The organism is Novosphingobium sp., assembly GCF_041905565.1.
Classification (GTDB): domain Bacteria; phylum Pseudomonadota; class Alphaproteobacteria; order Sphingomonadales; family Sphingomonadaceae; genus Novosphingobium.
In genome coordinates this window covers 262748-283983 of record NZ_JAYRKX010000002.1, presented here as the reverse complement: position 1 = coordinate 283983, position 21236 = coordinate 262748, and the positions used below count along the sequence as shown (strand labels likewise).

General features: G+C 66.7%; 20 protein-coding genes. 8 read left to right on the top strand and 12 right to left on the bottom strand.

The window, feature by feature from the left end; all coding sequences use genetic code 11:
- Positions 1-106 precede the first annotated feature (106 nt).
- Positions 107-2770, top strand: a complete 2664-nt coding sequence (gene ppdK, locus ACE3N9_RS03225) for a pyruvate, phosphate dikinase (RefSeq protein WP_374280806.1) — start codon at positions 107-109, stop codon at positions 2768-2770.
- Here ppdK and ACE3N9_RS03220 read toward each other — a convergent pair.
- Positions 2767-3513 (bottom strand): methyltransferase domain-containing protein, encoded by a 747-nt coding sequence (locus ACE3N9_RS03220; protein ID WP_374280804.1) that lies wholly within the window; start codon positions 3511-3513, stop codon positions 2767-2769. The two genes, ppdK and ACE3N9_RS03220, sit on opposite strands and share 4 nt — an antisense overlap.
- Before the next feature lie 52 nt (positions 3514-3565).
- Here ACE3N9_RS03220 and ACE3N9_RS03215 point away from each other — a divergent pair, with 52 nt between their 5' ends.
- The 4 genes from ACE3N9_RS03215 to ACE3N9_RS03200 all read left to right on the top strand — a co-directional run bounded on the left by ACE3N9_RS03215 (position 3566) and on the right by ACE3N9_RS03200 (position 7284).
- On the top strand, positions 3566-4300 hold the full coding sequence (locus tag ACE3N9_RS03215; protein WP_374280802.1) for a ComF family protein: 735 nt from the start codon (positions 3566-3568) through the stop codon (positions 4298-4300).
- A 297-nt stretch (positions 4301-4597) separates the two neighbouring features.
- On the top strand, positions 4598-4975 hold the full coding sequence (gene hisI, locus ACE3N9_RS03210) for a phosphoribosyl-AMP cyclohydrolase (protein ID WP_374280800.1): 378 nt from the start codon (positions 4598-4600) through the stop codon (positions 4973-4975).
- A gap of 32 nt (positions 4976-5007) precedes the next feature.
- Positions 5008-5457, top strand: a complete 450-nt coding sequence (locus ACE3N9_RS03205) for a MerR family DNA-binding transcriptional regulator (RefSeq protein ID WP_374280798.1) — start codon at positions 5008-5010, stop codon at positions 5455-5457.
- A gap of 24 nt (positions 5458-5481) precedes the next feature.
- Positions 5482-7284 (top strand): acyl-CoA dehydrogenase C-terminal domain-containing protein, encoded by a 1803-nt coding sequence (locus tag ACE3N9_RS03200; RefSeq protein WP_374280796.1) that lies wholly within the window; start codon positions 5482-5484, stop codon positions 7282-7284.
- Positions 7285-7319: 35 nt separating this feature from the next.
- Here the strand turns inward: ACE3N9_RS03200 and ubiM are convergent, their stop codons facing one another.
- The 6 genes from ubiM to tyrS form a co-directional block, all read right to left on the bottom strand.
- Entirely contained in the window at positions 7320-8477 is a 1158-nt protein-coding gene (ubiM, locus tag ACE3N9_RS03195) for a 5-demethoxyubiquinol-8 5-hydroxylase UbiM (protein WP_374280794.1), read from the bottom strand.
- A 57-nt stretch (positions 8478-8534) separates the two neighbouring features.
- On the bottom strand, positions 8535-9245 hold the full coding sequence (locus tag ACE3N9_RS03190) for a dienelactone hydrolase family protein (RefSeq protein ID WP_374280792.1): 711 nt from the start codon (positions 9243-9245) through the stop codon (positions 8535-8537).
- Positions 9242-10159, bottom strand: coding sequence for a cysteine synthase A (gene cysK / locus ACE3N9_RS03185; RefSeq protein ID WP_374280790.1), 918 nt, complete (start codon positions 10157-10159; stop codon positions 9242-9244). Before cysK ends, ACE3N9_RS03190 begins: the two co-directional genes overlap by 4 nt.
- On the bottom strand, positions 10156-11421 hold the full coding sequence (locus tag ACE3N9_RS03180; protein WP_374280788.1) for an MFS transporter: 1266 nt from the start codon (positions 11419-11421) through the stop codon (positions 10156-10158). The genes cysK and ACE3N9_RS03180 overlap by 4 nt, the downstream gene beginning before the upstream one ends.
- A 69-nt stretch (positions 11422-11490) precedes the next feature.
- A complete protein-coding gene (locus tag ACE3N9_RS03175; protein ID WP_374280786.1) occupies positions 11491-11829 on the bottom strand; it encodes a PilZ domain-containing protein in 339 nt (112 codons plus the stop codon).
- A gap of 99 nt (positions 11830-11928) precedes the next feature.
- Positions 11929-13152, bottom strand: coding sequence for a tyrosine--tRNA ligase (gene tyrS / locus ACE3N9_RS03170; protein ID WP_374280784.1), 1224 nt, complete (start codon positions 13150-13152; stop codon positions 11929-11931).
- A 54-nt stretch (positions 13153-13206) separates the two neighbouring features.
- Here tyrS and ACE3N9_RS03165 point away from each other — a divergent pair, with 54 nt between their 5' ends.
- The 3 genes from ACE3N9_RS03165 to ACE3N9_RS03155 are packed head-to-tail and all read left to right on the top strand — an operon-like array spanning position 13207 to position 16222.
- On the top strand, positions 13207-13743 hold the full coding sequence (locus tag ACE3N9_RS03165; protein ID WP_374280783.1) for a DOMON-like domain-containing protein: 537 nt from the start codon (positions 13207-13209) through the stop codon (positions 13741-13743).
- Positions 13740-14936 carry an exo-beta-N-acetylmuramidase NamZ domain-containing protein gene (locus ACE3N9_RS03160; protein WP_374280781.1) on the top strand — a complete coding sequence of 399 codons (1197 nt, stop codon included), beginning with the start codon at positions 13740-13742 and terminating at the stop codon, positions 14934-14936. The genes ACE3N9_RS03165 and ACE3N9_RS03160 overlap by 4 nt, the downstream gene beginning before the upstream one ends.
- An 11-nt stretch (positions 14937-14947) precedes the next feature.
- Positions 14948-16222, top strand: coding sequence for a spinster family MFS transporter (locus tag ACE3N9_RS03155; RefSeq protein WP_374280779.1), 1275 nt, complete (start codon positions 14948-14950; stop codon positions 16220-16222).
- On the opposite strand, the gene ACE3N9_RS03150 is transcribed toward ACE3N9_RS03155, so the two are convergent.
- From ACE3N9_RS03150 to ACE3N9_RS03130, 5 genes are read right to left on the bottom strand one after another with little or no spacing between them, the layout of a single operon-like run.
- Complete coding sequence (locus ACE3N9_RS03150) at positions 16213-17016, bottom strand: lipid II flippase Amj family protein (RefSeq protein ID WP_374280777.1); 804 nt, start codon at positions 17014-17016, stop codon at positions 16213-16215. The two genes, ACE3N9_RS03155 and ACE3N9_RS03150, sit on opposite strands and share 10 nt — an antisense overlap.
- A gap of 38 nt (positions 17017-17054) precedes the next feature.
- A complete protein-coding gene (ygiD, locus tag ACE3N9_RS03145) occupies positions 17055-17858 on the bottom strand; it encodes a 4,5-DOPA dioxygenase extradiol (RefSeq protein ID WP_374280775.1) in 804 nt (267 codons plus the stop codon).
- Between the two features lie 55 nt (positions 17859-17913).
- The gene (locus ACE3N9_RS03140; protein WP_374280773.1) at positions 17914-19179 is read right to left on the bottom strand and encodes an MFS transporter; all 1266 of its coding nucleotides are present in this window, start codon (positions 19177-19179) and stop codon (positions 17914-17916) included.
- Between the two features lie 4 nt (positions 19180-19183).
- A complete protein-coding gene (locus ACE3N9_RS03135) occupies positions 19184-20365 on the bottom strand; it encodes a VWA domain-containing protein (protein ID WP_374280772.1) in 1182 nt (393 codons plus the stop codon).
- A 4-nt stretch (positions 20366-20369) separates the two neighbouring features.
- Positions 20370-21212: a DUF817 domain-containing protein gene (locus tag ACE3N9_RS03130; RefSeq protein ID WP_374280770.1), complete on the bottom strand. Its 843-nt coding sequence runs from the start codon at positions 21210-21212 to the stop codon at positions 20370-20372.
- Positions 21213-21236: the final 24 nt, after the last annotated feature.

The window sequence follows — 21236 nt, the reverse complement described above, 5'->3', positions numbered from 1 at the left end:
CCCTGCGTGCTGCGATGCACAATTTGGCTGACTTCACCGCCTGCCATCGTTAGGGGCGAAAGGACACCGGCAGCGATTCGCCGGTTTCTGGAAATGGCGGTTTTCCATGACTTCATACGTATTCACATTCGGCGGCGGCGTAACCCATGCGGACCCGCGGGCGAAGGACAAGACGGTGGTGGGCGGCAAGGGCGCGAACCTTGCGGAAATGGCCGGGATCGGCCTGCCGGTGCCGCCGGGCTTCACCATCACCACCGAAGAATGCGTGCGCTACCTGGCTGAAGGCGGCGACTTTTCGGACAGCCTCAAGGCCGAAGTGGCCGAAGCGCTGGCCCATATCGAACGTTCGGTCGGCAAGCAGTTCGGCGATCCGGCCGATCCGCTGCTGGTCTCGGTCCGCTCGGGCGCGCGGGTGTCGATGCCGGGGATGATGGACACGGTCCTCAACCTTGGGCTTAACGACCAGACGGTGCAGGGGCTGGCCGCCTCGTCCGGCGATGCGCGCTTCGCCTGGGACAGCTACCGCCGCTTCATCCACATGTATTCCGACGTCGTGCTGGGGCTGGACCATCACCTGTTCGAGGACGCGCTGGAAATCGCCAAGGAAGACGCGGGCTATTATGCCGACGTCGAAATGCAGGCGGAAGACTGGCAGAAGATCGTCAAGGAATACGAAGGAATCGTCCAGGACAAGCTGGGCCGTCCGTTCCCGCAGGACCCGCAGGAACAGCTGTGGGGCGCGATCCGCGCCGTGTTCGACAGCTGGGATTCCGACCGCGCGAAGGTCTATCGCCGGCTGAACGACATTCCGGGCGATTGGGGCACGGCGGTCAACGTCCAGGCGATGGTGTTCGGCAACATGGGCGAAACCAGCGCCACGGGCGTTGCCTTCACCCGCGATCCGGCGACCGGCGAGAAGGCCTATTACGGCGAATGGCTGATCAACGCCCAGGGCGAGGACGTGGTCGCGGGGATCCGCACCCCGCAATATCTCACGAAGTATTCGCGTGAACGTGCCGGGGCCAAGCCGCTGAGCATGGAAGAGGCGATGCCGGAAGCCTACGCCGAGCTGGCCGCCGTGTTCGAGCTGCTGGAACAGCACTACCGCGAAATGCAGGACATCGAATTCACGGTGGAACGCGGTAAGCTGTGGATGCTCCAGACCCGCACCGGCAAGCGCACCGCCAAGGCCGCGCTCAAAATGGCGGTCGACATGGTCGGCGAAGGGCTGATCGATGAAAAGACCGCGATCCTGCGGGTCGATCCGATGGCGCTGGACCAGCTGCTGCACCCCACGCTCGATCCCGATGCCCCGCGCGACATTCTGGCCAAGGGCCTGCCGGCTTCGCCCGGCGCGGCCAGCGGCGCGATCGTGCTGGATGCCGACACCGCGCAAAGCCATGCCGAACGCGGCGAGGCGGTGATCTTGGTCCGCGTCGAAACCAGCCCCGAAGACATTCACGGCATGCACGCCGCCAAGGGCATCCTGACCGCGCGCGGCGGGATGACCAGCCACGCCGCCGTGGTGGCGCGCGGCATGGGCCGCCCCTGCGTGTCTGGCGCGGCGGGCCTGTCGATCGACATGGCGAACCGGACCCTGCGGATCGGCAACCGCGAGCTCAAGGAAGGCGATATCATCACGCTGGACGGCACCACCGGTGATGTCATGGCCGGCGAAGTCCGCACGATCGAGCCCGAGCTGGTTGGCGATTTCGGCGTGCTGATGGACTGGGCCGACCGGCACCGCCGGATGAAGGTGCGCACCAATGCCGAAACCCCGGCCGACTGCCGCACCGCGCGCCAGTTTGGCGCGGAAGGCATCGGGCTGTGCCGCACCGAGCACATGTTCTTCGACGACAAGCGCATCGCCGCGGTGCGCCAGATGATCCTGGCCGAGGACGAGGCGGGCCGCCGCGCCGCGCTCGCCAAGCTGCTGCCCGAACAGCGCGCCGATTTCCACGCGATCTTCGCAGTGATGGCCGGCCTGCCGGTCACCATCCGCCTGCTCGATCCGCCGCTGCATGAATTCCTGCCGCACAGCGATGCCGAATTCGCCGAGCTGTCGGACATGATCGGGATCGGGGTGGACACGCTGAAGCGCCGCGCGGGCGAACTGTACGAGTTCAACCCGATGCTGGGCCACCGCGGCTGCCGCCTGGGGATCACTTTCCCGGAAATCTACGAGATGCAGGCCCGCGCGATCTTCGAAGCGGCGTGCGATGTTGCCGCCGCCAGCGGTGAAGCGCCGGTGCCCGAAGTGATGATCCCGCTGGTTGCCACCCGCCGGGAACTGGAAATCCTCAAGGGCGTGGTCGACCGCGCCGCGCAGGCCGTGTTCGCCGAAAAGGGCCGCACGCTGCACTACCATGTCGGCACCATGATCGAGCTGCCGCGCGCCGCGCTGATGGCGGGCGAGATTGCCGAAGTGGGCGAATTCTTCAGCTTCGGCACCAACGACCTGACGCAGACCACCCTGGGGCTGAGCCGCGACGATTCGGCCAAGTTCCTGAACGCCTATGTGGAACAGGGCATCTTCGCGCGCGATCCGTTCGTCAGCCTGGATGTCGATGGGGTCGGCCAGCTGGTCAGCCTTGCGGCAGAGCGTGGCCGGACGACCCGTCCGGACATCAAGCTGGGGATCTGCGGCGAACACGGCGGCGATCCGGCCTCGATCGCGTTCTGCGAAAAGGTCGGGCTGGACTATGTCAGTGCCTCGCCGTTCCGCGTGCCGATCGCCCGTCTGGCGGCAGCGCAGGCGGCGCTGCGCTAGGCGCGCCAGCCGCTCAGCGTCAGCAGCTCGAACCGCTCGACCCGGCGTGTCCCGAACGCCGCCTCGGCCCGCGCCAGTGCGGCGCGGGTCAGCGGCGGACCGGGGCGGGCCAGCACGTTGCCAAGGCCCTGCGCGCGCAGGTCCTCGACCAGCCGGGCCAGGGTGGAAAAACGCACATCCACGTGGCGGCTGTCCGCCACCGGATTGCTCCAGCCCGCGCGCTGGAGCAGCTGTGCCCCGGCGCGCACGTCGATCATCGGGTGCATGCGCGGGGCAGGGCGGTCGCCATCCGCCGCAAGCATCGCTGCGCGAAGACCCGCCAGCGATCCAGCGCTCGGCACGCACACGATGGCCAGCCCACCCGGCGCCAGCGCCTTGCGAATGTGGATCAGCGCGCCAGGCAGGTCGTTGACCGTGTCGAGCGTGCCCAGGCTGGCGATCAGGTCAAAGCCGCTGGTGGGATAGGGCAGTTCCTCGGCAAATCCGTCTGCCGGATCCGCTTCGGTTACCGCTGCACCCATCGCGCGCAATTGCGGGGCGAGCGTGCCGGTCCAGTCGCCGATCACCAGCGCCTGCTGCGGCGTGTGGCGCAGGAAGCCCAGCCGTTCGATCACGTCCTCGACCATGTCGTCGATCAGATAGCGCGCGGCATCGGGGCCGCGTTGCAGGTGCAGCGCGCGGCGGCGCGCGGCCAGACGGCGGGCGGGCGAGAAGATCTGCGGCGGAGCGGCGGCTTGGCTCATTCCCGCGCCCTGCCTTGCGCCGGGGCGGGGCGCAAGCGATAGTGCGGGCCTGATGCAGGTTCCCGCCGCCCTGGCCCCGATCGTCGACCTGGTGTTTCCGCCGCGCTGCCCGCTGTGCGGTGAGGCGCTGGTCGAACAGAGCGGGCTCTGTCCCGAATGCTGGGGCGAGCTGCGCATTCCTGGTGCTCCGGCCTGCGCAAAGTGCCAGCGTCCGTTTGACCTGGGCGTGCCGGACGGCGCGATCTGTGCGCCGTGCCTGGCCAATCCGCCCCGGCACGACGGGATCGCCGCCGGTACGCTCTACACCGCCGAATCGCGCAAGCTGGTGCTGGCGTTCAAGCACGGCCAGCGCATCGCCCTGGCGCCGATGCTGGCGCGATTGATCGTGGCGCGCCTGCCGGCCGAGGTTGGCCCGGATTGGCTGGTGGTGCCGGTGCCGCTGCACCGCTGGCGGATCTGGCAGCGCGGCTACAACCAGTCGGCCTTGCTTGCGCGCCAAGTGGCGCAGGCGCGCGGCGCGACGCTGCTGGTCGATGGACTGGTCCGCCACAAACGCACCCCGCCGCTGGGCGGATTGGGGCGCAAGGCGCGCGCCCGGGCACTGTCCGGGGCGATCGCGGCCAATCCCAGGCGGCAGGCGGCCTTGCACGGGGCAAAGATCGTGCTGGTCGATGACGTGTTGACCAGCGGGGCGACTTCGGATGCCTGCGTGGCGGCGCTGAAACGGGCGGGGGCGGCCAGCGTGATGATCGCCTGCTTTGCCCGCGTGCTCGACGAGGCGCTTTAGCGGAAGGCGGCCAGACTAACGAAAACGCCCGGAACCGAAGCTCCGGGCGTCCTCGTGACGAAACTCTCAGAACGCTGCCGTGAAGCAGTTCGGCGTTCCCCCTTGAACGCCTCGTTCAATCCCTCATGCGGTCGCCCGGTCGTTGCGGGCTGTCCCTGAACCAGGGCCTTGCGGACTGGTGGGCGGCGCTTAACCGCAAGTGTTCAATCAGCGAATCGCGCCTGAATTGGAAGCGGGAAGCCGCATCCAGGCAGATTTTGGTCGACACATGTGGTTATCCTGCAACAAAGGGCGCCTATGGCTGGTAGCGACACCCACGAGAGAGAGCAGGGCAGTGACTTTCTGCCCAGGTTTGACGGCAATGGTCTGGTGACCGCGGTGGCCTGCGATGCGGATAGCCGCGAGGTGCTGATGGTCGCCTACATGAATGCCGAGGCTTTGCAGCGCACGCGCGACACCGGGTTGGCAACGTTCTGGTCGCGCAGTCGCGGCGCCTTGTGGCTGAAGGGTGAAACCTCGGGGCATTTCCTGCGTGTTCAGGAAATCCGGGTGGATTGCGATCAGGATGCGCTGGTGCTGTTGGTGCGGCCCGAGGGGCCAGCCTGTCACACCGGGGCGGTCAGTTGCTTTTACCGGCGGCTTGACGGCGAGGGGCTGCACCGGATCGCTGATTGACGCTTACGTAAAGGTAAGCTATTAACGCCGGCATGGATCACTTTGGCGGAACTCCGGCGTCGCACGATGGCGCGCATCTCGATCGTCCAGACGCGCTGCAGCGCGAACAGTTCACCATCTCCGACCTGACGGCGGAGTTCGATTGCACGGCGCGCGCGCTCCGCTTCTATGAGGACGAAGGGCTGATCGCCCCGGCCCGCGTCGGCCTGACCCGGGTCTATTCGAAGCGCGACCGGGCCAGGCTCGCCTGGATCATGCGCGCCAAGAACGTCGGTTTCAGCCTGACCGAGATCAAGGAGATGATCGATCTCTACGATTTGGGCGATGGCCGCGCCGAACAGCGCCGGGTGACCGTCCAGCGCTGCATGGACAAGGTGGAACGCCTGCAACAGCAGCGCGCCGACATCGATGCCGCCATCAACGAGCTGAACGAGTTCATTCGCCTCGTCAAAACCCGCGACCCGGCCGCATTCGTGGCCTGAACTTTTCGAACCGAGGATCACATCATGCCCGTCTACAAGGCGCCCGCGCGCGACACCCGCTTCGTTCTCAACGAAGTGCTCAAGCTGGAACAATATGCTGCGCTGCCGACATTCGAGAACGCCGGCCCCGACATGGTCGACACCATCGTCGAGGAATGCGGCAAGTTCGCCGCCGAAGTGCTCGCCCCGCTCAATCCGGTGGGTGACAAGGAGGGCTGCAAGCGCAACCCCGACGGTTCGGTGACCACGCCCAGCGGGTTCAAGGAAGCTTTCAAGCTGTACCGTGAAAGCGGGTGGGGGACGCTGTCCTCGCCGACCGAATTCGGCGGGCAGGGGATGCCGCACGTGCTGGGCTTCGTGGTCGAGGAATTCGTCGCCACGGCCAACCATGCCTTCGGGATGTATCCGGGCCTGACCAATGGTGCGGTCAGCGCGATCCTGGCCAAGGCATCGCCCGAACTTCAGGCGAAGTACCTGCCCAAGATGGTGACCAACGAATGGCTGGGCACCATGAACCTGACCGAGCCGCACTGCGGCACCGACCTGGGCCTGATCCGCACCCGCGCCGTGCCGCAGGCCGATGGCAGCTACTCGATCACCGGCACCAAGATCTTCATTTCGGCCGGTGAACACGACCTGACCGACAACATTGTCCACCTTGTCCTGGCCAAGACTCCGGACGCGCCGGAAAGCAGCAAGGGCATCTCGCTGTTCATCGTGCCCAAGGTGCTGGTGAATGACGATGGTTCGCTGGGGGATCGCAACGCGGTGTCGTGCGGCGCGCTCGAACACAAGATGGGCATCCACGGCAACGCCACCTGCGTGATGAACTACGACGGGGCCAAGGGCTGGATCGTGGGTGAGGAGAACAAGGGCCTGGCCGCGATGTTCATCATGATGAACGCGGCGCGCCTGGGCGTCGGCATCCAGGGTCTGGCCCAGGCCGAAGTCGCCTATCAGAACGCGGTCAAGTATGCGCAGGAACGCCGCCAGGGCCGCGCCCTGACCGGGGCGGCCGAGCCGCAGGAAAAGGCCGACATGCTGTTCGTTCACCCGGACGTGCGCCGCATGCTGATGGACGCCAAGGCCTTCACCGAGGCGATGCGCGCGTTCTACCTGTGGGGCGGCCTGCTGGTCGACCTGAGCCACAAGGCCGCGACGCCGGAGGAACGCCAGACGGCGGACGACATGATCAGCCTGCTGACCCCGGTGCTGAAGGGCTACGGGACCGACAAGGGTTTCGACACCTGCGTCAACATGCAGCAGGTGTTCGGCGGCCACGGCTATATCGAGGAATGGGGGATGAGCCAGTTCGTCCGCGACGCGCGCATCGCCCAGATTTATGAAGGCGCCAACGGCGTCCAGGCGATGGACCTTGTGGGCCGCAAGCTGGCGCTGAACGGCGGGCGCGCCGTGCAGGCGTTCTTCGCGGAAGTCGATGCGGCCTGCGCCGCCGCCAAGGACAAGCCGGAACTGGCCGTGCTGGCCGCCGGGGTCGAACGCGCCAATGGCGAACTCAAGGCCGCGACAATGTGGTTCATGGCCAACGGTATGACCAACCCCAACAACGTTGGCGCCGGTGCGCACCACTACATGCACATGATGGGCGTGGTCGCGCTGGGCCTGATGTGGCTCAAGATGGGTGAAGCCGCGGTTGCAGCGCTGGCTGCCGGGGCGGAAGACAAGGCGTTCTACGAGGCCAAGCTGACCACCGCGCGCTACTATGGCGAACGTTTCACCCCCGATGCCGGGGCACTGCGCCGCAAGATCGAAACCGGATCGGAAGCCGTCATGGCGCTGCCGGTGGAAGCCTTCGCGACGGCGTAAGCGGACTGGTTACCCCTCCCGCTGGCGGGAGGGGGTCAGGCCATTCCCGGCTCGCTCAGCAGCCGGCCCATCGCCTTGCGCACCGGCGGCAATGCACCCAGCCGCAGCACCCCGGCCCGGATCGGGCGGGCGCGGCGGCGATCGTCGGTGAACAGGCCGACGAGGTGCAGCGTGGCCTGGTAGAGCGGCATGGTCGCCACGCGGTGCCGGATGGCATAACGCTTCAGCCGCGATGGTTCGCCCGGGTCGCTCGCCTGGGCAATTACCCGCGCCAGCCGCCACGCGCTGAGCAGTCCGAAGTTGAAGCCGTGCGCCGTCACCGGATGCATCCCCACCGCCGCATCGCCAACCAGCGCGCAGCGCGGGCCGCTGAAGCGTTCGGCATAAGTCATGGCCAAGGGGTAGGGCGTGGGACGCGTTTCGAGGGCAATCTCGCCCCATTCATCGCCCAGGTATCTGGCGTAGAGCGCCGTTAGATCGGCGTCCGGCAGTGCACAGACCCGCTGCGCCTCCGCATCGGGCAGGGTCAGCACAAGCGAGCTAATCCCTTCGCCCAGCGGCAGCAGCGCGATGGTCCGGCCATGGTCAAACCATTCGGTTGCCACGCCGCGGTGCGCCTTGGTGTGACGGATCCGGCCGACCATCATGGTGTGCCCGAACCGCTCGACAGAGGCGCCGATCCCAAGTTGTTCGCGGGTCTGCGAGAAGCGCGTATCGGCCGCGACCAGCAGGTCGGCGGCGAGCCGAGTGCCGTCGTCCAGCGTAGCCTCCGCCCCGGCGGGACTGGTCCGCGCCTGAACCACCTTGCGCCCGCAGCGCAGTTCGACGTTGGGCTGGCCGTCCACCGCCTTGAACAGCGCGGCGCGGATCAGGTGGTTGGAAACCAGGTGGCCGAGCGCCCCGGTCTGGCCCGAGCCGATGGACAACGCAAAGGGCGATTTGCCGTTGCGCACGCGCGCCTCGGTCAGCGGGAACTTTTCGGCTTCGGGGACGTGCTGCCACGCGCCGAGACGCTCTAGGATGCGTTCGGAGCGCAAGGTCAGCGCAATTTCGCGCCCGTCAGGCGGCGGGGCTGCCAGCTCCTCGCGCGGCTGCGGCTCGATCAGCACCACCTGGTGCGGTGAACCCGCGAGCGAACGGGCCAGGCTGAGCCCGGCAGGACCGGCTCCGACAATCAGGATGGTGCGGCGCATGGAAATACCTCCACCACGGCGCTTAGGCCGGGTGGAGGCGAGGGGATTTGCGCAAGGTCAAGCGGAGGCGAAAACCTCGTTCAGGAAACTGGTCAGCGCGGCCCAGCTCTGGCGGTCGGCGCTTTGGTCGTAGGCAATGGCAGGGAGGCCGCGCGCATCGCTGGCGGGGTCGGTGAAGCCGTGTTTGACCCGGGCATAGCTGTGGAAATGCCAGTCGGCGCCCACGGCGTCCATTTCCTCCCAGAAGGCCATGACCTGGCTGCGAGGGGCCATCGGGTCGGCATCGCCGTGGCAGACCAGAATGCGCGGCTTGATTGCCGCGGCGGCCGGGCGCTGGGTATCGAGCAGGCCGTGGAAGCTGGCCACAGCAGTGAGGTCGGCCCCGCTGCGCGCCAGTTCCAGCACGGCCTGGCCGCCCATGCAGAAGCCAATCGCGGCGAGGGCAAGGCCCTGCGCCGCCGGATGCGCGCGGAGTGCGGCAACGGCGGCGTGCAGGCGGGCGCGGTAGTGATCGACATCACCGCGCAGCGCTTCGGCCAAGGGACGCGAGGCTTCGAAGCTGGCCACAGGTTCGCCGTAGAAATCGGCGATCATCGCGGCATAGCCCATGTCGGCCAGCAGCTGGGCGCGCCGTTCGATTGCGGGCAACACGTTGGCGATGGTCGGGAACACCACCACCGCTCCGCGCGGCGCGCCTGCCGGGCGGGCAAGCCACCCGGTCAGCGCTGTGCCGCGATCGCTATAGTCGACCCGCTCGAGCGTGCTCATTCCGGCAGGAAGTCCGGCACCGACAAATAGCGCTCGCCCGTGTCGTAGTTGAAGCCCAGCACGCGGCTGCCGGCCGGCAACTCAGCCAGCTTCTGCTTGATCGCGGCCAGCGTCGCGCCCGAGCTGATGCCAACCAGCATGCCTTCCTTCGTGGCGCACAGACGGGCCATTTCCTTGGCGTCGGCCGGGTCGACCTGGATCGCACCGTCGATCGATTGGGTGTGCAGGTTGGCCGGGATGAAGCCCGCGCCAATGCCCTGGATCGGGTGCGGAGCAGGCTGACCGCCCGAGATTACCGGCGAAAGGGTTGGTTCGACCGCGAAGGCCTTGAGCGCAGGCCACTTGGCCTTGAGCGCTTCGGCGCAGCCGGTCAGGTGGCCGCCGGTGCCAACCCCGGTGATCAGCACGTCGATGGGCGTGTCGGCAAAGTCGGCCAGGATTTCCTGGGCGGTGGTCTTCATGTGGACGGCGATGTTGGCCGGGTTTTCGAACTGCTGCGGCATCCACGCACCGGGGGTGCCGGCGACGAGTTCGTGCGCGCGTTCGATCGCGCCCTTCATGCCCTTTTCGCGCGGGGTCAGGTCAAAGGTCGCACCATAGGCGAGCATCAGGCGGCGGCGCTCGATCGACATCGATTCGGGCATGACCAGCACCAGCTTGTAGCCCTTGACCGCAGCCGCCATGGCGAGGCCGATCCCGGTGTTGCCGCTGGTCGGCTCGACGATCACGCCGCCGGGCTTGAGGCTGCCGTCAGCCTCGGCCGCTTCGATCATGGCGAGGCCGATGCGGTCCTTGATCGAGCCGCCGGGATTGGCGCGTTCGGCCTTGATCCAGACTTCATGGTCCGGGAACAGCCGCGACAGGCGGATGTGCGGAGTGTTGCCGATGGTGGCAAGGATGCTGTCAGCCTTCATGAGACATCTTCCTTCTGACGGTACTGCGGCGCGAAGGTCTTCGCGCGCTTGAGTTCGGGGAATAACACGGTCCAGATCGCCGTCACCACCACGGCGCCCGCGCCGCCCAGCGCAACCGCGCCGACCGGGCCGAGCAGCGCGGCGGCGAGGCCAGACTGCATTTCACCCAGCTCGTTCGAGGCGGAAATCGCGAGGCCCGAGATCGAGGAAACGCGGCCGCGCTTGTCATCCGGGGTGTTGAGCTGGACCAGGGTGTTGCGGATGAACACCGACACCGCATCGGCCGCGCCCAGCACGGCGAGCATGGCCAGCGAGAGGTGGAAATTGTGCGACAGGCCGAACGCCAGCGTGGCTGCGCCATAGACCGCGACTGCCCACAGCATCTTGGCCCCGACATTGCGGGCGATGGGCCGGAAACCAAGGTACAGCGCGACCAGTGAAGCGCCGAGCGCCGGCGCGGCGCGCATCAGGCCGAGGCCTTCGTCACCCACCTTGAGCACGTCATAGGCGAAGGCCGGGAGCATGGCGGTGGCGCCGCCGAGCAGCACGGCGAACAGATCGAGCGTGACGCAACCGAGCAGGAAGCGTTCGTGCCAGACGAATTTCGCGCCCTCGCTCATCAGTTTGAGCGGGTGGGCCGGAGCGGCGGCTGGCGGTGCGCGGTGATGGATCGCCAGCAGGGAGATGATCGCCAGCACCAGCGCGCCGGCCGAAAACCAGTAAGGCAGGGCGTGGTCGCGGGCGAGTAGGAACCCGGCCAGGGCCGGGCCGATCACGGCGGCAGACTGCCAGGCGATGGAACTGGTCGCGACTGCCTTGGGCAGCAGTTCGGCCGGGACCACATTGGGTACGATGGCGCTGATGGCCGGCCCCATGAACACGCGGGCTGCGCCGTACAGCGCGGCCATGGTGAAAAGCAGCGGCAGTGTCAGCACGTTCATCGCATTGGCGAGGGCCAGACCCACCGCGATCACCAGGTCGATGGTGCAGGAGACCGCGCCAACGTAGCGCCGGTCCATCCGGTCGGCCAGGACCCCGGCCAGCGGGGTCAGCAGGGCAAAGGGGATGAACTGCACCAGCCCCAGCACGCCCAGCAGGAAGGCGGCTCGCGCCTCGCTGAGCTGGTGGACTTCGCGGGCGATCTGATAGGTCTGCGCGCCGATCACCACGACCATCGATGTGGTGGCAGCGGTGGAAATGAACCGCGTCAGCCAGATCAGGCGATAGTCACGGACTTGCAGGGGATGGGTCGGCTGGCTCACTCGCCAGCAATGGCACCCCGCCCGGCGCTTGCCAAGGCGGGACTTGCTACGCGGTGATAAACGGCTGCTTTAGCGCGAGCGGCGCAGGCGCGGGTTGGGTTGCAGCGTGTCGATCATGCGGATGAAGTCATCCAGGCGAATGATCCGTTCAAACTGGAATCCGGCGCGCTCGGCAGTCGCCCAGATCAGGTGCGCTTCGATCCGGCCGACCACCGGCAGGCGGATCACCACACGTTCACCGCGGCTGAGCTCAAGCTGGCCATCGGCCATGAAGCCATGCGCCGAAAGATTGACGATATGCAGATGCACGTCGCCCAGACGCCGATGTTCGCCGATCACCTTGTGATCGACGGGGTGGCGGGTAGCCCGGCGCATGTCGGTTACGGTCAGTTGAGCTCCTGCGCCCATGCCCGTGGTGCCTCCTGGTGGATTCGAACAGCCCCAAGGATGCAGGATATTGCCGAATAAACCGTAAACCCGGCAAGTTCTTGCCGGATAAGGCTTTCATCAGGCGGGGCGCAGGATTCCGTGCTTCTTCTTGCCCGACGAAATGCGCCGTTCGGCCCCGCCGGCGATGTGAAACGATTCGTCCGTAACCGCTTCGCCGTCGATTCGCGCGCCGCCCCCGGCGATCAGGCGCTTGGCCTCGCCTCGGCTGGCGGCAAAGCCGATCCCAACCAGCGCGTCGATCATCGCCAGTCCGGCAGCCGGCAGTTCCAGCACCGGCAGGTCCTGGCCCAGGCCGCCCCCGGCGAAGGTTGCCGCCGCCGTCGCTTCGGCAGTGCGGGCAGCTTCCTCGCCGCGGCACAGCCGGGTGACTTCATTGGCGAGGATCACCTTGGCCTGGTTGATTTCGCTGCCTTCCAGCGCTTCGAGCCGGGCAATCTCGTCCAGCGGCAGGTCGGTGAACAGGCGCAGGAACTTGCCCACGTCGCGGTCATCGGCATTGCGCCAGTATTGCCAGAAATCGTAGGCCGGCAGGGCATCGTCGTTGAGCCAGACGGCGCCTGCGGCGGTCTTGCCCATCTTGGCCCCATCAGCCGTGGTCAGGAGTGGGGTTGTGACACCGAACACTTCGGTGCCGTCCATCCGGCGCGCCAGTTCGATCCCGTTGACGATGTTGCCCCACTGGTCGCTGCCGCCCATTTGCAGCCGCACGCTCATGTTCTTGGCAAGGTGGCGGAAATCGTAGCCTTGCAGGATCATGTAGTTGAATTCGAGGAACGTCATCGGCTGTTCGCGATCAAGCCGCAGCTTGACTGAATCGAACGTCAGCATCCGGTTGATGGTGAAATGGGTGCCCACTTCCTGCAGCAGCTGGATATAGCCCAGCTTGCCCAGCCAATCGTGGTTGTTGACCATCACCGCGTCGGTCGGCCCATCGCCGAAGGTCAGGAAGCGCTCGAAGATCGTGCGGATCGAGGCGATGTTGGCCTCGATCGTCTCGTCGCTCAGCATCTTGCGGCTTTCGTCGCGGCCGGTGGGATCGCCGATCCGCGTCGTCCCGCCGCCCATCAGCACGACCGGCTTGTGCCCGGCCTGTTGCAGGCGGCGCAGCAGCATGATCTGGACGAGGCTGCCGACGTGGAGCGATGGCGCGGTGGCATCGAAGCCGATATAGCCGGGCACGACCTGCTTCGCGGCGAGGGCATCAAGCCCTTCGGCGTCGGTCAGCTGGTGGATGTAGCCACGCTCGTCGAGCAGGCGGAGCAAGGTCGATTGATAGGTCATGCGTGCTTTCCGGTTTGCGGGCGCGCGCCTAGCACGGAGTGGTGCGGATTGGAAATGTTTGAACTGGCCTGCCACGGCGATCATCCGCCACGCGATCTGCGCGGCGTGCAGGCGCGGATCATTGGTCTGGACCCGCACTGGCTGACGCTGCGCTGGCGGATCGAGGGCGCGGGCGCGCTGGTGGTTCCGCCGCTGGCGGGTAAGGGCCGCGCGGATGGCCTGTGGCGCACCACCTGCTTCGAGCTGTTCGTGCGGGCAGACGGGCAGGCGGGCTATGCCGAATTCAACCTTAGCCCGTCCGAACGCTGGGCCGCCTATGACTTTACCGGCTACCGCGCGGGGATGGCCGACCGCCCGGTGGCGCGCGGTCCCGTCTGCACCATGCGCCAGGGGCAGGGGCTGGCGATCTTCGATGCGGCGATCCCGCGATCCGCGCTGCCACCGCTGCCGTGGACCTATGGGCTGAGCGCCGTGATCGAGGAGCAGGGCGGGCAGCTGTCGTACTGGGCGATCGCTCATCCGCCGGGCAAGGCCGACTTTCACCATGCCGCTTGCTTTGCCGCCACGCTTGCGGCACCGCTCGCCCCATGAAGTTCGGTATCGACCGCCTGTTGGCGGACCCCGCCTTGCGCAAACCACTGGAAGGCAAGCGCGTTGCCCTGGTCGCCCATCCGGCCAGCGTCACGGCGGACCTGACGCATTCGCTCGACGCGCTGATTGCCGCCGGGGTCAATGTGACCAGCGCGTTCGGCCCGCAGCACGGGCTGAAGGGCGACAAGCAGGACAACATGGTCGAAACCGCGGACGAGCTGGACCCGCTCTACCGCATCCCCGTGTTCAGCCTTTATGGCGAGGTGCGCCGCCCCGGCGCGCGGATGATGGACACGGCCGACGTGTTCCTGTTCGACCTGCAGGACCTGGGCTGCCGGATCTACACCTTCGTCACCACGCTGCTTTATGTGCTGGAAGCCGCGGCAGGCACTGGCAAGGCGGTATGGGTGCTGGACCGGCCCAACCCGGCCGGGCGCCCGGTCGAAGGGCTGACCTTGCGCGCCGGCCAGGAAAGCTTCGTCGGGGCCGGCCCCATGCCGATGCGCCATGGGCTGACGCTGGGCGAAATGGTCCAATGGTTCGTGCGGCACTTCAACCTCGATGTCGATTACCGCGTGATCGCGATGGACGGCTGGCAGCCTGACGGCCCGGGGCTTGGCTGGCCGACTGACCGGGTGTGGATCAACCCCAGCCCGAACGCGGCGAACCTCAACATGGCGCGCGCCTATGCCGGCACGGTCATGCTGGAAGGGACCACCCTGTCCGAAGGGCGCGGCACCACCCGCCCGCTCGAAGTGTTATTCGGCGCGCCCGATCTGGATGCCCGCGCCGTCCATGCCGAAATGCAGCGGCTTGCCCCGCACTGGCTGGACGGCTGCCGGATCCGCGAATGCTGGTTCGAGCCGACGTTCCACAAGCACGCCCATGCGCTGTGCAGCGCGCTGATGATCCACGCCGAAGGGCCATTCTACGATCACGCCGCGTTCCGCCCGTGGCGGCTCCAGGCGCTGGCGTTCAAGGCGATCCGGCGGCTCTACCCGGACTATCCGCTGTGGCGCGACTTTCCCTATGAGTACGAGTTCGAACGGCTGGCGATCGACGTGATCAACGGCGGCCCGGCCTTGCGCGAATGGGTGGACGATCCGCAGGCCGCGCCGGACGACCTCGACGCTCTGACCAGGCCGGACGAGGCGGCCTGGCAGGAAGCGACCCAGTCGCTGCTGCTCTACTGAAAGGGAGAAGGATGACCGGACCGGCTGCCACCGACTGGCGAGGCTCCACCCGCGTGATGCTGTGGGTGCTGCTGGTCGTCTACATCTTCAACTTCCTTGACCGGCAGATCGTCAACATTCTGGCCGAACCGATCCGCAAGGATCTGGATCTGTCGGACACCCAGATCGGGCTGATGACGGGGCTGGCCTTTGCGCTGTTCTACACCTTTCTGGGCCTGCCGATCGCGCGCATTGCCGATCGGCCCACCACCAATCGCGGCTGGCTGATTGCGGGGGCGCTGGCGGTGTGGTCGGGCATGACCGCGCTGTGCGGCCTGGCGCAGAATTTCGCGCAGTTGCTGCTCGCCCGGATCGGGGTGGGCGTAGGCGAGGCCGGCTGCACGCCCGCCGCCCATTCGCTGATTGCCGACCGCGTGCCCGCAAACAAGCGCGCCAGCGCCATGGCGTTCTATGCCCTGGGGATCCCGGCAGGATCGCTGCTGGGTATGGTGATCGGCGGCTATCTGGCGGATGAGATCGGCTGGCGCACGGCCTTTCTGCTGGTCGGCGCGCCGGGCGTACTGTTGGCGCTGGTGGTGGTGGCCTTGATCCGCGATCCGCCGCGGCCCTCGCGCACTGCGGCAGAGGGTGGAGCGCTGGGCCTGCTGGCCACGCTGAAGGTGCTGACCGGATCGCGCACCTTCGTGCTGGTCCTGGCGGCGGGATCGGCTTGTTCGTTTCTGTCTTATGGCAAGACCACCTGGTCGACGATCTTCTTCCAGCGCAGCCACGGGATGAGTCCCGGCGAAGTGGGCTTCTGGTTCGGCCTGTGGGGCGGGATCGCCGGGATGATCGGCACCTTCATGGGCGGCTGGCTGGCCGACCGCTTCGGCGCGACCGACCGCCGCCACGTGGTGACCGCACCGGCCATCGGCATGGCGCTGGCAGTGCCGGTGGCCTTTGCCGCCTACCAGGCGACCGATTGGCGGGTGTCGCTGGCGCTGATCATGGTCCCCAACGTGCTCAATTCGCTCTATTACGGCCCGGTGTTCTCGTCGGTGCAGGGGCTGGTCGCGCCGCACCAGCGCGCGGTGGCGAGCGCCATGCTGCTGTTCTGCCAGAACCTGCTGGGGCTGGGGCTGGGACCGTTGTTCTTCGGGATGATCTCGGACTTCCTCAAGCCCGAATTCGGAGAGGAATCGGTGCGTTACGTCCTTTACGGCGCGGCCTTCATGGGCCTAATCCCGGCCTTGCTGTTCTGGCTGGTGCGCCCGCGCCTGACCGGCGAGCTGGACCGCTATACGTAGTTCGCGATCCAGGCGATCAGTTGCGCCGAAGGCAGTAGCAGGACCTGCGCCAGCATCGTGCCGGCCAGGCGGCTGAAGCTGATCCACACGATGGTGCGGCGGAACAGGGCTTCGCTGACCCGGCCTTCCACCGCATCGTCGGTCATCACCGACAACTGCGGGTCGATCAGCGCGAACAACAGGATCGTGGCAAAGCCGTTGATCACCGCCGAGAGCTGGCTGGCGGTAACGCGGAATTCGGGGTTGAGGTAACCGGCATAGAGCGAGGCGACCACGCCCACGGTAATCAGCGCCTGGGCCAGGCAATTGGCGAGGAGCACGCCCCAGCCCACGCCGCGCGGTTTGGCGAGGTTGCGCAGGTGCATCAGCGAGGGTGGATGCAGCGCATCGCGCACCGTCTTGAGCCCGGTTGGCGTCGCGGTCTTGAGGATCAGCTTGGCGGTTGAGCGGTGCTGCTGGAAATAGCCGATCGCCCGGGCGAACAGGCGCTGCCCGCTGGGTACCAGCACGATCCCCACCGCGACAGAGACGCTGGCCGAGGCCAGGATAATCTGGAAATCCAGGAACAGGCTGTCCCCGCCGCCGTGGACGATGCGGTTTTCGATCCGCTTGGCCAGGAACGGCCCTAGAAAGCTGTTCGACGTGCGGCTGACCAGCACCAGGATGTTGAACAGGGCAAAGCTCATCGCAATGCGGCGCGTGCGCACCCCGGCGATGCGCGCGGCATAAGCCAGGGTGCCGATCAGGTTGATCCCGGCGGTCAACAGGCAGATGATCAGCAACTGGCGGTCCATCACCGGGTCTTAGCCGCCGCGCGGCGGCGGGACCAGTGTCAGCCGAGCCGTGTCAACAGCGCCGTGTCGCCGATCAGGTAGCTGGTCATCGACAGTGCGCCGTCCAGCGTATCGTTGAACAGGCCCACCCCGTCGCCGGGCAGCCGCGCGCCGTGGACATAGAGCAGCGGCAGGTAATGCTCCGCGCTGTTGATCGCCGCACCGGCAGCCTGGTCATCAGCGGCAAAATGGGTCAGCGCGGCGTGATCGCCGGCCACCATCGCGCGGTTGATCCGCGCGCGGAAGTCCAGCGCCCAGTCGGGCTGGGTGCCGGCGTATTGCCGCCACAGCGCCAGGTTGTGGATCACGTTGCCGCTGCCCACCAGCAAGACCCCTTCATCGCGCAGCGGGGCGAGCGCCGCGCCCAGCGCGGCATGGGCATCGCCGTCGAGCGAGCGATCCAGGCTCATCGCCACCATCGGAATGTCGGCCGCCGGAAAGATCGGCTGCATCACCCCCCAGGCCCCGTGATCGAAGCCCCAGCTGTCATCGGGCTGGACCCGGTCGGTGCCAAGCAGGTCGACAATCCGCTGGACCAGCTCGTCCGATCCGGGGGCCGGGTATTGCATCGCGAACAACTCCGGCGGGAAGCCGCGGAAATCATGGATCGTGCGCGGGGCAGGACCGGCGGTGACATGGGTCTTACCATGCGTTTCCCAGTGCGCCGAGACGACCAGGATTGCGCGCGGGCGGGGCAGGACCTGTCCCAGTCGCTGCCAGGTGCGGCGTTCCGGCACGTCGGAAATCACGGTCATCGGCGATCCGTGGCCGATGAACAGGGCTGGCTGGCGATTGGCGGTCATGCGGCAGAGATGGACCTTGGCGTCCGCATTGCAAGCATGGGAAATCTTGGGGCGATCAAGCCTGCGCTTGGCCGGTGCGGTGCGGGGCGGTTTCGGGCATCAGCAACGCGGCGATCAGCCCCGGCACCCAGATCGCGATCAGATACCAGGCAATTGCCATGGGTGTCCCGCTTTCCTTGATCGCCCAGGTCACGATCAGCTGCGCGGTGCTGCCGAAAATGGTCAGCGGCAGGGTGTAGCCCATCGCGAAATTGCGCGCCCGGCTCGCCTTGGACAGGCTTTCGCTGACCGCGACTACGAAGACGCTGGAAATGCCGTTGGCCAGGCCGAACAGGGCGCAGGCCAGGGTGAATGTGGCGGGGGTGGGGCTGCCGATCAGCCAGGCGAACAGCGGCCAGGCCCCCAGCAAGGGCACGATCGCGGCGGCCAGGATGACCGGACGGCGGCCAACCCGGTCGCTCAGCCAGCCCGCGCCCAGCCCGGCGATCACCCCGGTAACATAGGACAGGAACTGCCCGCCCAGCGCCGCGCTTTGCCCCATCTTGAGCGAAGCCTGCGCGAAAGTGCCAAGGTAGTTGAGGATGTAGCTGGTCGAGGTGCCGGCCGAAAACAGCACGAAACCCAGCGCCATGATCCGCCATTCCCGGCGCGTCGGCGGCGGGGCATGGGCCGCGCGTTCCTCAACCGCGTGGGTTTCGGGCAGGGTCCGGCGGACCCACAGCGCATAGGGGATCACCACCAGCCCCAGCCCCAGCGCGATGCGCCAGCCATAGTCGGCCAGTTCCGCCTTGGTCAGCACCAGGCTCAGCACCAGGCCGACCAGCGCGCCCATGCCGCCGGCCGCCAGCTGGGTAACGCGTTGCAGGCTGCCGATCAGCCCGCGGTGGGTGTGCGCCGCAGCCTCGATCAGGAAGGCGGTGCTGGGGCCAACCTCGCCCCCCAGGGCAAAGCCTTGCAGCAGCCGCGCGATCACCGCGATGATCGGCGCGGCGATTCCGATCTGGGCATAACTGGGGGTCAGCGCCAGACCGGCGATGCCGGCCCCCATGCAGGCCAGGGTCAGCAGCAGTGCCGGGCGCCGCCCATGCCGGTCCGCGTAGGAACCGATCAGCCAGGCCCCCAGCGGGCGCGAGACAAAGCCTGCGCCGAAAGTCGCCAGGCTCGCGATCAGCGAGAGATAGGCGTTGTCCGAAGGGAAGAACGCCTGCCCGATCTGGATCGCGAAGATCGAATAGACCAGGAAGTCGTAGAACTCGATCGCATTGCCCAGCGTCGCGCCAACGATGGCGCGGCGGGCGTTGTGGCGTGTACCCCCGTCCACGCGCTCAATGCTTCTTGCGGGTCAGCTCGCGCATCGCGTTGTCGAGACCTTCCAGGGTCAGCGGGAACATCGAGCCGCCGACCGCTTCGCGGATCATCTTGGTCGACTGCGAATAGGACCACTGCTTTTCGGGCACAGGGTTGATCCACACGGTCGCCGGATAGACGTGCGCCAGGCGCTGCAGCCAGACGCTGCCGGCTTCCTCGTTGAAATGTTCAACCGAGCCGCCGGGATGGGTGATCTCGTACGGGCTCATCGCCGCGTCGCCGACGAACACGACCTTGTAGTCGTGCCCGTACTTGTGAAGGATGTCCCAGGTGTTGGTGCGTTCGCTCCACCGGCGCTTGTTGTCCTTCCACACGCCTTCGTACAGGCAGTTGTGGAAGTAGAAGAATTCAAGGTTCTTGAACTCTGCCGTGGCGGCGCTGAACAGTTCCTCGACCAGCTTGATGAACGGGTCCATCGATCCGCCGACATCAAGGAACAACAGCAGCTTGACCGCGTTGCGCTTTTCCGGGCGCATCTTGATGTCGAGCCAGCCCTGCCGCGCGGTGCCGGCGATGGTGCCGTCAAGATCCAGCTCGTCCGGGCTGCCTTCGCGGGCGAAGCGACGCAGGCGGCGCAGCGCGATCTTGATGTTGCGGGTGCCCAGCTCCCGCGAATTGTCGAGGTTCTGGAACTCGCGCTTTTCCCAGACCTTCAGCGCGCGCTTGTGCTTGCTTTCGCCGCCGATCCGCACCCCTTCGGGGTTGTAGCCGTTGTTGCCGAACGGGCTGGTGCCGCCGGTGCCGATCCACTTGTTGCCGCCTTCGTGGCGCTTCTGCTGTTCCTCGAGCCGCTTCTTCAGCGTCTCCATGATCTCGTCCCAGGACCCCAGCTTCTCGATCGCGGCCATTTCCTCGGGCGTGAGGAACTTTTCCGCCACAGCCTTGAGCCAGTCCTCGGGAATGTCGACCGGGTTCTGGCCGTAATCGGTCAGCAGACCCTTGAAGACCTTGTTGAACACCTGGTCGAACCGGTCGAGCAGGCCTTCATCCTTCACGAACACCGCGCGGGAGAGATAGTAGAACTGCTCGGGCGTCTGCTCGATCACGTCCTTGTCGAGCGCTTCGAGCAGCATCAGGTGCTCCTTGAAGCTCGCCTTGATGCCGGCGGCGCGCAGTTCATCCACGAAATTGAAAAACATCGGATCAGGCCTTTCCCTGCGGTTTATGCACCACCGCGACCAGAATGAAAGAGATATACATCAGCAGATACCACGCACCCAGCTTGGCCGGGCTGACCATCGCCCATTCGTGCTTCTGGCTGGGGTAGCGCCAGGCATTGGCGAAAGTGCCGATATTCTCGGCAAACCATATGAACAGCGCGACCAGCAGCCAGCCCACCAGCAGCGGCATCCAGCGCTCCTCGCGCCAGACGCGGAACCAGATGCGGGTGCGGGCGAACAACAGGATCAGCGCGGCGAACAGCGCCAGGCGGATGTCGGGCAGCCAGTGATGGGCGAAGAAGTTGACGTAGATCAGCACGGCCACGCCGCCTGCCAGTGCCGGACTGGGGTAGGCGGTGAAGCGGAAGTCGAAGATCCGCCACACCCGCGCCAGGTAACTGCCGACTGCCGCATACATGAACCCGCTGAACAGCGGCACGGCGCCGATCCGCAGCACACTGGCTTCGGGATAGAGCCACGATCCGGCCGCAGTCTTGAACAGTTCCATCACCGTGCCGACCGCGTGAAAGGCCAGAATCACCTTGGCTTCCTCCAGCGTTTCGAGCCGGAAGGCGAGCATCGCGGCCTGGATCGTCAGGGCCGCCAGCGTCAGGAAGTCATAACGGGCGAGCGCGGCATCGGCGGGATAGAACAGGTGCGTGCCCAGTAACAGCGCGAGCATCAGACCGCCGAACAGGCAGGCCCAGCCTTGCTTGAAGCCGAACAGCAGGAATTCATAGAGCCAGGAGTGCCAGCCCGGGCGCGGCTCGTACTGTTCGAGCGCGGTGCGGACCGCGGCGAACCGGGTGTGGGCGGGGGCACTCATCGCGGCATACTCAAGACTTGTATG

Bases quoted from the DNA above. Each gene is read 5' to 3' on its own strand.
- ppdK (WP_374280806.1), top strand. From the start codon at position 107: ATGACTTCATACGTATTCACATTCGGCGGCGGCGTAACCCATGCGGAC.
- ACE3N9_RS03220 (WP_374280804.1), bottom strand. From the start codon at position 3,513: ATGAGCCAAGCCGCCGCTCCGCCGCAGATCTTCTCGCCCGCCCGCCGT.
- ACE3N9_RS03215 (WP_374280802.1), top strand. From the start codon at position 3,566: ATGCAGGTTCCCGCCGCCCTGGCCCCGATCGTCGACCTGGTGTTTCCG.
- hisI (WP_374280800.1), top strand. From the start codon at position 4,598: ATGGCTGGTAGCGACACCCACGAGAGAGAGCAGGGCAGTGACTTTCTG.
- ACE3N9_RS03205 (WP_374280798.1), top strand. From the start codon at position 5,008: ATGGATCACTTTGGCGGAACTCCGGCGTCGCACGATGGCGCGCATCTC.
- ACE3N9_RS03200 (WP_374280796.1), top strand. From the start codon at position 5,482: ATGCCCGTCTACAAGGCGCCCGCGCGCGACACCCGCTTCGTTCTCAAC.
- ubiM (WP_374280794.1), bottom strand. From the start codon at position 8,477: ATGCGCCGCACCATCCTGATTGTCGGAGCCGGTCCTGCCGGGCTCAGC.
- ACE3N9_RS03190 (WP_374280792.1), bottom strand. From the start codon at position 9,245: ATGAGCACGCTCGAGCGGGTCGACTATAGCGATCGCGGCACAGCGCTG.
- cysK (WP_374280790.1), bottom strand. From the start codon at position 10,159: ATGAAGGCTGACAGCATCCTTGCCACCATCGGCAACACTCCGCACATC.
- ACE3N9_RS03175 (WP_374280786.1), bottom strand. From the start codon at position 11,829: ATGGGCGCAGGAGCTCAACTGACCGTAACCGACATGCGCCGGGCTACC.
- tyrS (WP_374280784.1), bottom strand. From the start codon at position 13,152: ATGACCTATCAATCGACCTTGCTCCGCCTGCTCGACGAGCGTGGCTAC.
- ACE3N9_RS03165 (WP_374280783.1), top strand. From the start codon at position 13,207: ATGTTTGAACTGGCCTGCCACGGCGATCATCCGCCACGCGATCTGCGC.
- ACE3N9_RS03160 (WP_374280781.1), top strand. From the start codon at position 13,740: ATGAAGTTCGGTATCGACCGCCTGTTGGCGGACCCCGCCTTGCGCAAA.
- ACE3N9_RS03155 (WP_374280779.1), top strand. From the start codon at position 14,948: ATGACCGGACCGGCTGCCACCGACTGGCGAGGCTCCACCCGCGTGATG.
- ACE3N9_RS03150 (WP_374280777.1), bottom strand. From the start codon at position 17,016: ATGGACCGCCAGTTGCTGATCATCTGCCTGTTGACCGCCGGGATCAAC.
- ygiD (WP_374280775.1), bottom strand. From the start codon at position 17,858: ATGACCGCCAATCGCCAGCCAGCCCTGTTCATCGGCCACGGATCGCCG.
- ACE3N9_RS03135 (WP_374280772.1), bottom strand. From the start codon at position 20,365: ATGTTTTTCAATTTCGTGGATGAACTGCGCGCCGCCGGCATCAAGGCG.
- ACE3N9_RS03130 (WP_374280770.1), bottom strand. From the start codon at position 21,212: ATGAGTGCCCCCGCCCACACCCGGTTCGCCGCGGTCCGCACCGCGCTC.